The organism is Desulfuromonas sp. AOP6, from assembly GCF_009731355.2.
Classification (GTDB): Bacteria; Desulfobacterota; Desulfuromonadia; order Desulfuromonadales; family SZUA-540; genus SZUA-540.
Window position 1 is genome coordinate 2,858,259 of sequence record NZ_AP022810.1, and the last position, 15,157, is coordinate 2,873,415.

A 15,157-nucleotide genomic window follows, 5' to 3' on the forward strand; every position below is an offset into this window, starting at 1 on the left:
TGCCTGAGCTCAAAAAAGATGGCGGCCCGCAGGAGAACCCTGGGGCCGTTTACTTCAGGAAAATTCGCTATTTCCCCGCAAAAGATGTCCGGCCGCATAGCGATTGAAACAGCCGGTGCGTTTGTCGTAATCGGCATCTCGCGGACGGTTTTACGATTAGTTCTTCAATGGAAGCACCCGGCTGCCAGCAGACGGGGTGATGGGGGAAGAGATTGGAGATTCAGGTAGGGATTCGAATCCCTGGACAAAAGCTACCTGCCGCCCCAGATGGGATCATCGGCGAACTGGGCTTCGATTCTGGCCTCCGGGTTCTGTTCGTAAAACTCCTGCCGCGCAAAGGAAAAGCGATACTCCCCGACATAGGCCATGAGCAGGCGATAGGCCGCGTTGACCTGGCGTATGGCCTCCGGATCTTCTGTGTTGCCCCTATCCGGGTGGTAGCGCTTCACCAGCTCTTTATGCCGCGCCTTGATTTCGGCCAAAGTTGCTTTTTCACCCATACCCATGATTTCACAGGCATGCTGCAATTCCGTAAAGGTCATATTACCCCCCCGTTCGCCAGCTCATAGTTTGGTCCCCCGCAGAATGTAGAGGGCCGCCTGGTCAGGTTCAGTGCTGGGAAAAATAGTCTGCCCGTCGATGCCCAGAAAGTATTCTCCCTGCACGGAAAACTTTGTCGCCATGGCCGCCTCCAGGTCGTTCAGGTCGGTGTGCCTGATTTTACGCACGTAGGAGTCGGCTTCGGCGAGTTTGCCCTGAAAAAAGGAAGAAGCCGGATTGAGCAGCATCACGATGACTCTGCCTCCGGGGCGCAGCACCCGCGCGGCTTCGGACAGCGCCCGCCGGTAGTCCTCCATGAACTGCAAAGAGACGATGAAGAGGATGACATCGAAGCGGCCGTCCTCAATCGGCATCTTCTCGGCCGAGGCGACGATGGTGCGCATGCTGTCCGGGGCACAGGCCAGGGCCTCTTTGGAGACATCCAGTCCCGTCACGGCGATACCCTGTTCATTCAGACCACTCTCGATGATGGCGGGACCACAGCCGACACTGAGAACACGGTCATCCGCACGCAGGTGTCTCAGCAGATAATCGAGTTCCGCGGCAAAGACCTTTCGCCAGAAGGGGCTCTGGCAGGAGGCCAGGTAACGCGCAGACTCCATGGGATGATTCACAGCAAGCTCCTTGACGGCCCGTCGCGGTCAACAGGGGACCGACAGATAAATATGCTAATAGCATTTGGCAGGGGCAGGAGCAAGCGGAGTTTTACGGTATTTATCTGGGGAATTGTATCCAGACGAGCCCGCAGGCCTTAAACTAAGCCGAAAAACGCCCGAGAGTGATGGCAACTCCATGAAAAACAGGTCCCGACTGCTATGCTGTACAAAATTCACGGAATCCATTACCGTGGGGGTCTTATAACGTAAATGTTCGATTATTTATTGGCCGCTGCCATTCACGTCGGGACCTCTCTGATGCACGGTGTGTAAAGGCGAAAAACTGCCGAAAAGTTGCCCCCTTAAGAGGATATGACCATGGGCTGTCCACAAAAACCGGCGCCGCAGCGACAAGCTGCCGGCCTTGAAGGTTTCTCCAGCACGTTGAGACGACACGGACAAAGTCTGACTCGCTCGACCTGCCGCATTTTGCAGGTCAACGTCGGTCTGCTCTGTGACCTGTGCTGCCGACATTGCCATTTAATGGCCGGCCCCGATCGCCATGAGATCATGAGCGCGGAAACCATGCAAGAGGTGGTTGATTTCGCCCGCCGCGGCGGTTTTGAGATAATCGATATCACGGGCGGCGCTCCCGAACTGGTGCCCGGCATCGAAGGGTTCGTTGCCGCTCTGGCCGAAATAACACCGCAGCTTATGTTGCGCTCCAACCTTACCGCCCTTTTCTCACCAGAAAGAGAGAAACTGCTGAGCACCTGTGTCAGACATAAGGTCGCTCTGGTGGTTTCTTTTCCCGCCTTGCGCGAAGCCCAGGTGGCAGCGCAAAGGGGCGCCGGGGTATGGGAAAAAAGTCTGGCGATGCTGCACCGTCTCAACGAATTGGGTTACGGGCGCGAAGGTTCAGGGCTGGAGCTCCACCTGGCAGTCAACCCGGGAGGGGCTTTTCTACCCGCCAATCAGGCGGCCACGGAAAAACGCTATCGACGCGAACTGCAGGCGCGCTGGGGAATCGTTTTCAACAACCTCTTTGCCCTGACCAACATCCCCCTGGGACGCTTCCGGCGCTGGCTTGAACGTTCTGGAAACTACGAAGACTATATGGAAAAACTGGCGGCCGCCTTTAATCCGGCCGTGATAGCGGGGCTGATGTGCCGCGAACAGATCAGCGTCTCCTGGGACGGCTATGTGTTCGACTGCGACTTCCACCTGGCGGCCGGCATCTGCCAGGGCGAAAAATCGACTCATGTACGTGACCTGGCGACGGCGCCACCCAAAGGCACCCCGATCGCCACCGCCGAGCACTGTTATGCCTGCACCGCTGGCGCCGGCTTTACCTGAGGGGGCGAAATCGCGACCTAGTTAGGTCGCATGTGCTTTCAACGAGGTGGCCATTTCAGGAAGGGATTTCCCCATGAAAGGCAACGGCAAAAAGATCCTCATCGTCCTGACCATTGCCGTATTGGTCACGTTGTTCTTTGTTTTCGACCTGCAACGTTTTCTGACCCTGCCTGAACTCAAAGCGCGGCAAGAGGCCTTCCAGCAATTTTACGCCAACAACAAAACGCTGACCCTCGGGTTGTATTTTGTTTTCTACGTCATCGTCATCGCCTTGTCACTGCCTGGCGCGGCCGTCATGACGCTGGCCGGAGGCGCCCTCTTCAGCTTCCTTCCCGCCGTCATCGTGGTCTCCTTCGCCAGTACCATCGGCTCGACCCTGGCGTTTCTCGTCAGTCGTTTTTTGTTGCGCGACTGGGTCCAATCCAGATTCCGCGAGCGCCTCAAAACCATTAACGCCGGCATTGAGCGAGACGGACATTTTTACCTCTTTACCCTGCGACTGGTACCGATTTTTCCTTTGTTCATGATCAATCTGGTCATGGGCCTCACCCCCATGCGTACCCTGACCTTTTACTGGGTCAGCCAGCTCGGCATGCTGCCCGGCACCGCCGTCTACGTCAATGCCGGTGCGCAGCTTGGCCAGATAGAAAGTCTGGGCGACATTCTGTCTCCGGAACTGATCCTTTCCTTTGCCATGCTGGGGATCTTTCCCCTGTTGGCCCGTAAAGGCGTCGACCTCATGCAAAAACGCCGAAGTCTCAAAGACTTCCCCAAACCTGAATCCTTTGATTACAACGTCGTCGTTCTTGGAGCCGGCTCCGCCGGGCTGGTCAGCGCCTATATCGCGGCGGCGGTCAAGGCCAAGGTGGCCCTGATCGAAAAAGACAAAATGGGCGGCGATTGCCTCAACACCGGCTGTGTTCCAAGCAAGGCGTTGATCCGGGCAGCAAAAATGCTTGCCTACGCTCGCCGCGCCACAGAATTCGGTCTACAGCAATCAATGACTGACTTTGATTTCGCCGACGTCATGGCGCGGGTGCACCGTGTGGTGAAAAAAGTCGAACCGCACGACTCGGTGGAACGCTACACGGCGCTTGGTGTGGAATGCATCAAGGGCGAGGCACGCATCACCTCACCCTACACCGTGCAGGTCGGCGAGCGAATCCTGACCACGCGCAACATCATTGTCGCTACCGGCGCCGAACCCTTCGTACCGCCCATTCCGGGTCTCGACCAGGTGGACTACCTGACCTCGGATAACCTCTGGCAATTGCGCGAATTGCCTCGGCGGCTGGTGGTACTGGGGGGCGGGCCCATCGGTTGCGAAATGGCCCAGGCTTTTGCGCGATTCGGTGCCCAGGTGACCCAGGTAGAGATGGCGCCGCAGCTCATGGGGCGCGAGGACTCTGATGTCGGGGCTTTTGTACGCGAGCGCTTCGAGGCCGAAGGGGTGCGGGTACTGACCGAACACGCCGCCACGGAAGTTCAGGTCAAAGACCAGGAGAAGATCCTGGTGTGTGAGCATCAGGGGCAAAAAGTCGAGGTGCCTTTCGACGCTATCCTGGTTGCCGTGGGTCGGCGCGCTCGCACAACGGGGTTCGGCCTGGAGGAACTGGGGGTTCACCTCAGTCAGCGCGGCACCATCGAGGTCGATCCCTTCCTGCGCACCAACTTTCCCAACATCTTCTGCGCGGGCGATGTGGCCGGCCCCTACCAGTTTACCCACACTGCCGCCCATCAAGCCTGGTATGCGGCGGTCAACGCCCTGTTCGGCGACTTCAAAAAGTTCCGTGCCGATTACCGCGTCATCCCCTGGTGTACGTTTACCGACCCCGAAATAGCGCGCGTCGGTCTCAACGAAGTTGAAGCCCGCGAGCAGAACATCGATCATGAAATCACGCGATTTGAGCTGGCCGACCTGGATCGCGCCATCGCCGAGGGCGAAGAGCACGGCTGGATCAAGATCATCACCCCGCCCGGCCAGGACAAGATCCTCGGTGTGACTATCGTTGGCACCCATGCCGGTGATCTGCTCGCCGAATACATCCTGGCCATGAAGCACGGTCTCGGCCTCAACAAAATTCTCGGCACCATCCACCCCTATCCAACCCTGGCCGAAGCCAACAAAATGGCCGCTGGTGAGTGGAAAAAGGCCCATGTCCCAGAAAAATTGCTGGCCTGGGTTGAAAAATACCACGCCTGGCGGCGCGGGTAGAAAGGGATATCCCCATAAAAACGGATACGATGTACTGACAAAAAAGGCCCGCAACACATGCTGCGGGCCTTTGCTTTGGCGTTTTTGCCAGAAAGTCAGGCGGTCGTGTTTTCCTTCTTCGGCTGTCGGTTACCGACCAGCAGGTAAAGACAGGGTAGCACAAAGAGCGTCAGCAGGGTTGAGGTGAGAACACCGCCGATAACCACGGTGGCCAGGGGTCGCTGCACTTCGGCTCCGACCCCAATGGACAGGGCCATCGGGAGGAAACCAACAGCGTCGGTGACGGCCGTAGCCAGTACCGGCACCAGGCGCTGCCTGGCCGCCCCCGTAACCGCTTCGAGCAGCGGCAGCCCTTCCGCCAGCAGTCCCCGGATCGCCGACACCAGCACCTGGCCGTTGAGCACGGCGATACCCGACAGAGCGATAAAGCCGATGGCGGCGCTGACGCTGAAGGGGATGCCGCGCATATAGAGAGCGAAGATCCCCCCTACCGCCGCCAACGGGATGCCGGTGTAGATGATGAGCACGTCCCTCAGGCGCTTCAGGCTGAAATAGAGGAGCACGAAGATCAGCAGCAGGGTCAGGGGCACCACCAGCATCAGGCGTTTCTGGGAGCGCTCCAGGTTTTCGAACTGGCCGCCCCATTCGATCATGGTGCCTTCCGGAAGCAAAACGCCCTCGGCGATTTTGGCCTTAGCCTCATCGACAAAGGAAGCGATATCCCGGTCCCGCACATTGACCTGCACCTTGATCAGCCGGCGTCCCCACTCGCGGTTGATGGTCGAGGGCCGCTCGACCTCCCGCACTTCGGCCAGGGCGCCGAGGGGGAGGACCGCGCCGGTGCGGGTGGGGATCAGGGTGTTCTCCAGCGCCTTCACATCATGGCGCTGCGCATCGGGCAAGCGCAGCACCAGCGGGAAGGAGCGCTCCCCTTCGAAAACTTCGCCCACCCGGGGGGTGCCGACGGCGGCGATGATGTCGAGGACATCGCGGGCGGCCACCCCGTAACGGGACAAGGCCTCACGGTCGACGGCAATCTGCAGGGTCGGCTGGCCGGTGATCTGCTCCACGGCCACGTCGGCAGCGCCCTGGACATCAAGCAGCAGATGTTCGACCTGCTCGCCCAGGGATACCAGGGTGTCGAAATTTTCCCCGTAGATCTTGATCCCCACATCGCCGCGGATGCCCGAGAGCATCTCGTTGACCCGCAGTTCAATGGGCTGGGTCAGCACCGAGCGGATGCCAGGCAGACCGTGCAGGGCCTCTTCCACCCGGGCGGCCAGTTCGGCCTGGCTGTCGGCCCGGGTCCATTGCCGGCGCGGATGCAGGGTCATGAAAATATCCGTAAGTTCCGTCCCCATGGGGTCGGTGGCGACCTCGGCGCTGCCCAGACGACTCCAGATGTGACGGATTTCATCGGGAAAAGCCTTGAGCAGCAGCTTCTCCATCTCGGTATTGTAGGCAATGGACTCGTCCACGGATACCCCGGCCAGGCGCACCACGCTGACCACCAGCGAGCCTTCGGACAGGCGGGGCAGAAATTCGCCGCCCAGACGGGTGGCCAGCAGGATGGAAGCGACCAGCACGACCGTGACCGCAACCAAAAAAGCCCGGCGCCAGCGCAGCACCATCTCCAGCAAGGCACCGTAACGGCTTTTGAGCCAGCCATCAACCTTGCGCTCCTCGACCCGCAGTTTTTTGGGCATGAACTGGAAAGAGAGAACGGGCGACAGGAAGATGGCCACCACCAGGGCGCCGAGCAGGGCGAAGATGAAGGTCCAGGCCATGGGCTTGAACATCTTCCCTTCAATCCCCTCCAGGGTCAGCACGGGCAGAAAGACGAGGACGATAATGCCCATGCCGAAGACGATGGGACGCACGACTTCCTGGCTGGAAGCCAGAATGGCATCGAAGCGTTCCGCCGGGGTGAGTTGCCGACCCAACTGCATCTGGCGTTCAGTCAGGCGCCGCAGGTTGGCTTCGGTCATGACGACGGAACCATCCACCAGAATACCGAAATCGATGGCGCCCAGGGACAGCAGGCTGGCGGCTATCCCCATCTCCTGCATGCCGAAGGCCGCGAAGAGCATGGCCATGGGAATGGTAGCCGCCACCAGCAGCCCGGCCCGCAGGTTGCCGAGCAGCAGGAAGAGCACGGCGATGACCAGCAGGGCCCCTGCCGCCAGATTGTGTTTGACCGTGTCAATGACCTGGTCGACGAGTTCGGTGCGGTCGTAGACCGTTTCGAGTAAAACGTCGGCGGGCAGGGCCTTCTTCACCCGTTCCAGGGCCAGCTTCAGGTCGCTGGTCACCTCGCGGCTGTTCTCGCCCATAAGCATGAAGCCAAGACCGAGGACCACCTCGCCCTTGCCGGCGGCGGAGACGGCGCCACGGCGCAGTTCATGGCCGATGGCCACCTCAGCCACATCGCCTACTTTCACGGCGACGCCCTGATAGGCAGTGATGACAATGCCGGCGATCTCTTCAACCGTGGCGACGCGGCCGAGGCCGTGCACCAGCAGGGTCTGACCGCCGGTGACTACCTGGCCGCCCCCTACATTGGCGTTGTTTTCGCGCAGGGCGGTGGCGACATCGCCGTAGGTCAGGTTGTATTTGATGAGAGCGTCGGGAGAAACGATGACGTGGTACTGTTTCTCCAGGCCACCCCAGGAGTTGACTTCCGCCACCCCCGGCACCTTGCGCAGCTCCGGCTTGACGACCCAGTCGTGCAGGGTGCGCAGCTCGTCGAGAGTTCGCTCCGGATGGTCAGAGCGCAGGACATAGTGAAAGACCTCGCCCAACCCTGTGGAAATGGGTCCCAGCTCGGGACGTTCGATCCCTTCCGGCAGCGAGACGCTGGCCAGCCGCTCCATGATGAGCTGGCGGGAATCGAGAATCGGCATCTCGTCTTCAAAGATGGCCACGACCTGCGAGAGGCCGAACTTGGAAATGGATCGGACATGCACCAGTCCCGGCAGGCCGGAGACGGCCAGCTCCACGGGCTGGGAAATCTGCATTTCGATTTCTTCCGGCCCCAGGGCCGGGGCGGTGGTGTTGATCTGCACCTGCACCGGAGTGGTGTCGGGAAAAGCATCGACGGGCAGGCGCAGCAGGGACCAGAGGCCGGCGGCAAAGGCCAGCACAAAGCAGAGGACGACGACCAGGCGATTGCGCAGGGCCGCCGCGATGAGTTTTTCCAGCATGGGACCCCCTTTCTAGTGATCGGCGCAGGACGCGCCCAGGCGCGCCTTGAGAACCTCGGATTTGAGTGCGAAACCCTGCCTCGACACCACCTGCTCATCCACCTGCAGACCGGCGGCGACCACGACGAGACCACTCTGCTGCGCCCCCGTGGCAATGCGGCGCAGTTCGAACAGGTCGGCATCCTCCTGAATGAAGACATAGGGGAAACCGTCGATGTGCTGCACGGCCTCGGCGGGAATGGTCAGATTCAGGCCTTCGGCCCCTTCGAGCAGGCGGACGTTGCCATACATGCCGGCCTTGAGGCGATGGTCGGGATTAGGCACTTCGGCCAGAGCAGTCAGGGTGCGGCTGCGCTCGTCCACCTGGGCGCCGACCTGAAAGAGTCTGCCGCTGAACACCGCGCCAGGCAGACCGTCGAAACGGGCCTGCACGGCGGCACCGGGCTGGGCTTGGGCGATGCGGGCCTCGGGAATGGCGAGTTCGATCCACAGGGTATCGAGGTCAGCCACCGTGAAGAGGGGGCTGCCGGCCTGGATGTTCTCCCCTGCCGCCGTGCGCACCTCGGTCACCACCCCGTTAAAGGGAGCCCGCAGGGCCAGGGTCGTGCTGGCCTCCGGCGACTGCATCAGACGGTCGATGTCGCGGGTAGAGAGGCCGAATTGCCGCAGCTGCTGACGATGCTGTTCACTGAGGCTCTGCAGCACCCGGTACTCGGCTTCGGCCTGCTGAAACTCCTGACGGGAGGTGATGCCGCGCTCCAGCAGATCCTTTTCCCGCAGATAGTCGGCCTCGGCCTGCGCCAGCCGGGCCAGTGCCCCGGAAAGCTCGGCCTGCAGGCGGGCGACCTCCGCCATGGCGACCTCGGCCAGCACATCCCCTTTGGCCACGGTGCTGCCCGGCTGCACGGGGACGCGCAGAACCACTCCCGTCGCCAGCGGGGCAATGGTGGCCAGCTTCGTGCGATTGAAGACCGCCCGGCCGGGGACTTCTACCCCGGCGGCCAGCGAGATCTGCTGGGGGCGGGTCAAGCGGATGCCGGCCTTGGCCGCCGCCTCCAGCGTCCCCAGACGAACCTTCATCCCCTGCCCCGGCTGCAGTTCGGCGAGATGGCTACCTTGGCAGAGGGCACATTCCCGTTCGATCACATTGTGTTCTAGACAGAGTTCATCCCCGTCTCCATGGTCGTGGCCCGCATGGGGATCGACGGTCTCGATCTGGCGATGGTCGTGGCCCGCATGACTGTCCACCGGCTCGCTATCGTGGTTATGACCGGCATGGGGATCGACGGCTTTGGCCTGGCCATGATCGTGGCCGGCATGCTCATCCACGGACTCCTTCTCATGGTCGTCATGCTCAGCGTGTTCGTCATGCTCAGCGTGGTCACCATGATTCTCATGGTCATCACAAGCATGGCCGTCGTCGCTGATCAGAGGCATGGTCTCTAGCTCCGGCTGGCCATGGGAGTCTTCTTCAGCATGGTCATGACCGGCATGAGAGCTGGCGTGCTCTTCGGCGGCGATGGCGCTGGGCGGCAGCTCGCCCCCCTTGAACAGCAGCAGACCGCCAAGCAGGGCCAGGGGCAACAAGAAAAAATAAGGGCGTTTATTCATCACTGACCTCTCTGGGTTGATACGGAGGTTAAGGTTTGGTCTTCATTGGCGGACAGGGGTTGACCGAGCTGCTTCTCCAGCTCGGCCCAGGCCTGATGATAGGTTTCCAGACTGTCGATATAACGGCTGCGGGTCTGAAAGAGACTCTGTTCGGCCTCCAGAACCTCGAGAAATCCGAATTTGCCGGCCTTGTAGCCATAGGTGATCGCCTCAAAGCTCCGCTGCACCGCCGGCAGCAGGGTCTGGCGCAACATCGCGGCCTCGGCCTGCGCCGCCAGCAGCCGCTGGCGAAGCGCCCCCAATTCGGTCCGCAGCGCCATTCGCACCTCGCGGGCCTGGGCCGCAGCCTGGGCCTGACGGGAGCGCGCCGCGCCGATGGTTCCCTGCTGACGGTCAAAGAGGGGCAGGCTGAAGGCGACGCCGGCCACCAGGGCCTGGTCACCGCTCTCCTCCATCTGCTTGGCACCCAGGCTCAGGGTCAAATCAGGAATACCGCTGGCCCGGGCCAGCTCCAGGTCGCGCCCGGCCCGCTGCCCGGCAAGACGTTGCCGCTGCAACGCCGGGCTCTGGTCTATTGCGGCCTCGATGTCAGCCCAGTCGGGCAACGGCGGCATCTGCGCAAGGTCGGCGTCAACGGCCACTTCCTCCGCCACATAGGTATCGTCGCCCCACAGAACCCGTAGCGCCATCCAGGCGGCCGCCTCTTCCTGCCGGGCCTGGACCTGGCGCAGCTGGGTTTCGGCGACCAGCGATTCCATCCGCACCCGCTCGATTGCGGCCGATTTACCGGCGGCGATGCGGTCGTCAACGGCCGCGAGCAGCTGAAGAGCGAGTCCATGCTGCTCAGTCGCCAACACCTGCCGCTGCTGGGCCGCGGCCACGGCGACAAAACGCCGGGTCGCCTCCGCCGCCACTTCGGCCCTGGCCGCGGCATAGTCGCTCTCGGCCAGGGCGACATCCGTGCGCCCCAGGGCTTTGCGGCCCGATCTTTTGCCGCCCAGTTCCACCTGTTGACTGAGCATGAGGGTCGTTTCGGCCCGCTGCGTGCCGGAAAACGCGCCGCTGCCGGCGAAATCCTCCATCTCGATGGCGAGTTCCGGGTTAGCCCACAATCCCGCCTGCCGCAGCTCTTGCTGCCGGATTTGAATTTCTTCCGAAAAGACCGCCAGGCGGGGATGGCTTTCCAGGGCCTTGGCCACCGCCGCCGCCAGAGTCAGCGCCGCCGGTGTCTCGGACGCAGGGCTGGCGATTTTGTGAAGTGATACTGGTGTCTGGTCGTAAGTCTGGGCGAGGGCAGTCGACCTTGGGCTGACATCAGTCCCCCAGGCGACGGGCGAGATGGCGACAAGCCCCACTCCGAGCGCAGCACCGAAAGCAACCAGAGCCTTCTTGGGCATGGTTGAACCTCCGTATTTCGTGGTTTTTTAGACAATTAAAATAAAGACAGACGCATCCCGCGGATTTCCAAGGAAACCGGGGGTCACGAGACAAAGGGGGAGGGATGGCTTAATTCAGGAGGACAACGGTGCGATGGATGAGAATGGACTGACTGAGGCGTGGAGGTGGATGAGCCAACAGATCGTTGGTGAGAATCGAGACAAAGACGGGAGCGGCAACAAAGGGCACAGGCAGGGGCAGTGCCGCCGTAGCAAGGTCGTCTGACTGCTGCTGGCGCGAAGAGGTCAATTCGAGGGTAGCCGGAATATCCAGACAGGGACCGCAGTGACTGTCCCCGTCAAAATGACTGGCCTCTTCTTCGTGATGGTCATGCCCGACAGGCAGCGGGCTCTTTTTAGGATTACAGGCCTTGTTACCGGCAAATTCGAGGGCTGTATGGCCGTCAGCGCCGATGCACAAGACGTAACCCTGCACACTCGCCTGCCCAGTCAAAAGAAAGACCAGCAGACAGACCAGCGCCAGCAGATATCGAGGGGGAGATGTTTTCATTAAATGGGATGATAACCGATGGCAGGATTAAAACGCAACCCGTCAGAAAAAGATTTTGCCCGCCCCCTTCTTTTTTTGCGCTAGACTTTCAGAGTATGCCAATACGACATCGGGAGGATTTGCCATGAGCGATCTGATTTTTGAAGAGAGCCGCTGTAAAGAACACCTTGACCACCCCGGCGCCGCCATCCGTCTGCTACTGGAGCCCAAAGATAAAGATCTCGGCGGTTTCACGGTCCGCCGCCTGCTGCCGACCGCCGATCTGCGCTCCGTCGGCCCCTTCATCTTTTTCGACCATCTCGGCCCGGCGGTTTTTGCACCCGGCCAGGGTCTCGACGTGCGCCCCCATCCTCATATCGGCCTGGCCACCATCACCACTGTCTTTGAGGGAGAGATCCTGCACCGCGACAGCCTCGGGCACGTGCAGCCCATCCGTCCCCACCAGATCAACTGGATGACCGCCGGCAAGGGCATCGCCCATTCGGAGCGGACCCCGGCCGAGCTGCGCCGGCAGGGGCACACCCTGCATCTTCTGCAGCTGTGGATTGCCCTGCCCGAAGCCGACGAAGAGACGGAGCCTTTTTTCACCCATTACGATGAGGGGGCCCTGCCGGTGGTCGAGGACGGCAACACCTTGGTACGGGTCCTGATTGGCGAAGCCTGCGGCGTCCGTTCAGCCGTCAAAACCCATTCACCGACCCTCTACCTGGACGTGAAAATGGCCAAAGGAGGACGCTTCACTCTTCCCGACGGAGTCGAGGAGCGGGCGGCCTACCTGGTGGACGGCGAGATTTCCGTGGCCGGCTGCACTGTTCCCCGCCACCATCTGGCCGTGTTTGAAAGAACGGCCGGCATCGAGGTGACCGCCCACCAGGACAGTCATTTCGTGGTCGTCGGCGGCGCCCCCCTGGGACGACGGACCATGTGGTGGAATCTCGTCGCCACCCGCAAGGAGCTCATTGAAAAGACCAAGCAGGCCTGGCGTGACGGCAGCTTTCCCCGGGTACCCGGGGAGACGGAGTTCATTCCGCTGCCGGAGTGAGCAGAGCTTTTTTACGAATCACCCCTCCATCAACAGGATGGCTTCGGCGACCTCCTTGAGGCTCTTGCGCTTATCCATGGCGATCTTCTGCAGCTTGCGGTAAGCCTCGGCCTCGTTCATCCCTTTGGCCATGAGTACGCCCTTGGCCTTGTCCACCTGTTTGCGCGTCTCCAGGGTCTCCTTGAGCTTATGCACCTCGTCCTTGAGGGTGGACACTTCCACAAAATGGTGAATGGCCAGATCGACGGCGGCATAGACCTGTTCGGCCCGCAGGGGTTTGAGGACATAATTCATCACCCCGGCTCGGCGGGCGCGCTCGATCGTCGCGACATCGGCGGTTGCCGTCAGCAGCACCACGGGGATAGAACGAATCTTGCCTATTCTTTCGGCAGCCGTGATGCCATCCATAACGGGCATGGACACATCCATCACGATGAGGAGGGGATTTTTTACCCGGGCCAGGTCGAGGGCCTGACTGCCGTTTTCCGCCTCGACAATCTCATCAAAGCCGTAGTCGGCCAGGATTTCCGCCACCTGGCGACGCAGCATCGGTTCGTCATCAACGACCAGAGCACATTTCATAAACGTGACACCTCCTTGGGAATTGCTTTTCCGTTAATCTTTCAAATGCATTAACAATGCCTAAGTCTACCCCAGGCTCCCCAGGCTGGCCAGAGAAACAAAATGACGGCTCAATCCAGCGGGGCATACGCCCTTGATCATAAGGGCCGTTGAGCCGCAAGGACGAAAACCGGCCCGGCTGAGCAGCGGCGACAGGCCGCTTTCGACCAGAAGATCGGTAAAGAGAGGGGCAGCGGGATTAACCGCGTCCAGAGCCAGCCGCAGGAGCCGGCCGTTTTCCTCCAGGCAGCGGCTGGCCGAGTACCAGGGTCCCAGAACCTGTATATCCTCACCCTCCTGCACATGGAGACAGGAGAGGCCGGCAGCAAAAGTCTGGCCCCGCTCCGACAGGAAGGACAGCAGAGGACTGCGGGCTTCCTCCCAGGCCAGGGCGTCAAGCTGGCACAGCGCCTCGCGGCCATGGTGGGCAAAGGGCGGGAGGCCATTCCGCCTGGGCTCCGGGTCGTGCCGCCAGCGCTCGATGGTGCCGATCGACCGGAATCCGCGCTTCTCATAGAGGGGCCGGCCCAGCTCAGAGGCGGTCAGGATTATAGACGCTGAACCGCGCCGCTCCAGGTGTCCAACGGCAAAGTCGAACAACCTGCCCCCGGTGCCCTTGCCTCTTTCTTCCGAGGCCAGAATGAGGTTCCCTATCCAGCCGCTGCGAGGATGAGCCACCGTGGTGACGAAACCTCGGCAGACGCCCCCCTCAAGCAGGGCGAAGGCGCCGCCGCGCAGAGGACCGGCAAACAGGTCGATTTCGAGGCGGGGGACCTGCCAGCCTTCCTCCTTGGCCAGCGTCAGAAAAACCTGCCAATCGCTGGCGGTGGCGGAGCGGATCTCCATTTCAGGCCACGGCCTGGCACGAGGGCCAGAGAGTAAGCAGCTCATGGTCGCTCAAGGGACGTTTGCGCTGCTGGCTCAGTCGGCGAACACTGGGCAGCAGGCTGTCCGCCTGCTGCCGCGTGGCACGGATGCCCAGCTCCTGCAGGCGGTGAACGAGACCCTGACTCCCCGAATGCTTGCCGAGGACCAGGTAGCGTGACAGTCCCACCTCAGCCGGATCGAAGCCCTCATAGTTGCAGGGATTTTTAATGACGCCGTCGGCGTGGAGCCCTGATTCATGGGAGAAGACCCGCTCACCGACCACGGCCTTCCATTCCGGTACGGGCCGATGGCTGGCCTGCCCGACAAACCGACTGATCTCCACAAAACGGCGGGTGTCCATGTGCAGATCGATGCCGTTAGCGTGCTTGAGGGCCATGACCACCTCTTCCAGGGCGGCATTGCCGGCGCGTTCGCCAAGCCCGTTCACCGTGGTGTTGACGAAGCGGGCGCCGGCCCGGATCCCGGCCAGAGCGTTGGCCGTGGCCATGCCGAGATCGTTATGGGTATGGATCTCGAGATCAAGGTCGACCCGGTCCCGCAGGAACCGGATTTTCTCGTAGGTGGAGAACGGGTCGAGAAGACCCAGCGTATCGCAGAAACGGAAGCGGTCCGCCCCCATGGCGCGTCCGATCTCCATCAGTTCGACGACAAAGTCAAGGTCGGCCCGGCTGGCATCTTCGCCGCCGATGGAGACATACAGGCCATGCTCCTTGGCGAAGCCCAGGGCCGTCTTCAGCTGTTCTTTCACCCAGTCGCGACTTTTGCCCAACTTGTGCCGGATGTGGATATCGGACACGGAGAGGGACAGATCAACGGCCTGCACCCCGGTGGCCAATGAGGCCTCGATGTCGCTTATCAGGGCACGGTTCCAGGTGATCAGGCGGGCGCCAAGACCAAGGTCGACCAAGGCTCTCACGTCGGCCTGCTCTTCTTTCCCCATGGCGGGAATGCCGCACTCCAGCTCTCCCACGCCGATTTCATCCAGCATGCGGGCGATGCGAATTTTCTCCTGCCGCGAGAAGACCACCCCGGCGGTCTGTTCCCCGTCGCGCAGCGTGGTGTCGTCGATGATGACCTCTCTGTGCTGAATATCCGTTTCAACCGTCATGGCCGGCTC

The 15,157-nt window shown here is 61.4% G+C and carries 12 protein-coding genes; 3 read left to right on the top strand and 9 right to left on the bottom strand.

Annotation, left to right across the window (positions count from 1 at the left end; all coding sequences use genetic code 11):
- Positions 1-251: 251 nt before the first annotated feature.
- Both AOP6_RS13365 and AOP6_RS13370 read right to left on the bottom strand, forming a co-directional pair.
- A complete protein-coding gene (locus tag AOP6_RS13365; protein ID WP_155877240.1) occupies positions 252-542 on the bottom strand; it encodes a J domain-containing protein in 291 nt (96 codons plus the stop codon).
- Between the two features lie 21 nt (positions 543-563).
- The gene (locus AOP6_RS13370) at positions 564-1,175 is read right to left on the bottom strand and encodes a class I SAM-dependent methyltransferase (protein WP_155877241.1); all 612 of its coding nucleotides are present in this window, start codon (positions 1,173-1,175) and stop codon (positions 564-566) included.
- Positions 1,176-1,535: 360 nt separating this feature from the next.
- Between AOP6_RS13370 and arsS the strand changes: the two genes are divergently transcribed.
- Positions 1,536-2,513 (top strand): arsenosugar biosynthesis radical SAM (seleno)protein ArsS, encoded by a 978-nt coding sequence (gene arsS, locus AOP6_RS13375; RefSeq protein WP_155877242.1) that lies wholly within the window; start codon positions 1,536-1,538, stop codon positions 2,511-2,513.
- A gap of 73 nt (positions 2,514-2,586) precedes the next feature.
- Positions 2,587-4,728, top strand: a complete 2,142-nt coding sequence (lpdA, locus tag AOP6_RS13380; protein ID WP_155877243.1) for a dihydrolipoyl dehydrogenase — start codon at positions 2,587-2,589, stop codon at positions 4,726-4,728.
- Positions 4,729-4,823: 95 nt separating this feature from the next.
- Here the strand turns inward: lpdA and AOP6_RS13385 are convergent, their stop codons facing one another.
- The 4 genes from AOP6_RS13385 to AOP6_RS13400 form a co-directional block, all read right to left on the bottom strand.
- Positions 4,824-7,931, bottom strand: coding sequence for a CusA/CzcA family heavy metal efflux RND transporter (locus AOP6_RS13385; RefSeq protein WP_155877244.1), 3,108 nt, complete (start codon positions 7,929-7,931; stop codon positions 4,824-4,826).
- A gap of 12 nt (positions 7,932-7,943) precedes the next feature.
- Positions 7,944-9,542, bottom strand: coding sequence for an efflux RND transporter periplasmic adaptor subunit (locus AOP6_RS13390; RefSeq protein ID WP_155877245.1), 1,599 nt, complete (start codon positions 9,540-9,542; stop codon positions 7,944-7,946).
- Positions 9,542-10,939, bottom strand: a complete 1,398-nt coding sequence (locus tag AOP6_RS13395; protein WP_155877246.1) for a TolC family protein — start codon at positions 10,937-10,939, stop codon at positions 9,542-9,544. Before AOP6_RS13395 ends, AOP6_RS13390 begins: the two co-directional genes overlap by 1 nt.
- A 109-nt stretch (positions 10,940-11,048) precedes the next feature.
- Positions 11,049-11,489, bottom strand: coding sequence for a hypothetical protein (locus AOP6_RS13400; protein WP_155877247.1), 441 nt, complete (start codon positions 11,487-11,489; stop codon positions 11,049-11,051).
- A gap of 124 nt (positions 11,490-11,613) precedes the next feature.
- Between AOP6_RS13400 and AOP6_RS13405 the strand changes: the two genes are divergently transcribed.
- Complete coding sequence (locus tag AOP6_RS13405; protein ID WP_155877248.1) at positions 11,614-12,531, top strand: pirin family protein; 918 nt, start codon at positions 11,614-11,616, stop codon at positions 12,529-12,531.
- Between the two features lie 18 nt (positions 12,532-12,549).
- On the opposite strand, the gene AOP6_RS13410 is transcribed toward AOP6_RS13405, so the two are convergent.
- The 3 genes from AOP6_RS13410 to nifV form a co-directional block, all read right to left on the bottom strand.
- Positions 12,550-13,113, bottom strand: a complete 564-nt coding sequence (locus AOP6_RS13410) for a response regulator (protein WP_155877249.1) — start codon at positions 13,111-13,113, stop codon at positions 12,550-12,552.
- Positions 13,114-13,179: 66 nt separating this feature from the next.
- Positions 13,180-13,998 carry a GNAT family N-acetyltransferase gene (locus tag AOP6_RS13415; protein ID WP_213194610.1) on the bottom strand — a complete coding sequence of 273 codons (819 nt, stop codon included), beginning with the start codon at positions 13,996-13,998 and terminating at the stop codon, positions 13,180-13,182.
- 1 nt (position 13,999) lies between these two features.
- Positions 14,000-15,148, bottom strand: a complete 1,149-nt coding sequence (nifV, locus tag AOP6_RS13420) for a homocitrate synthase (protein ID WP_155877251.1) — start codon at positions 15,146-15,148, stop codon at positions 14,000-14,002.
- Positions 15,149-15,157 lie beyond the last annotated feature (9 nt).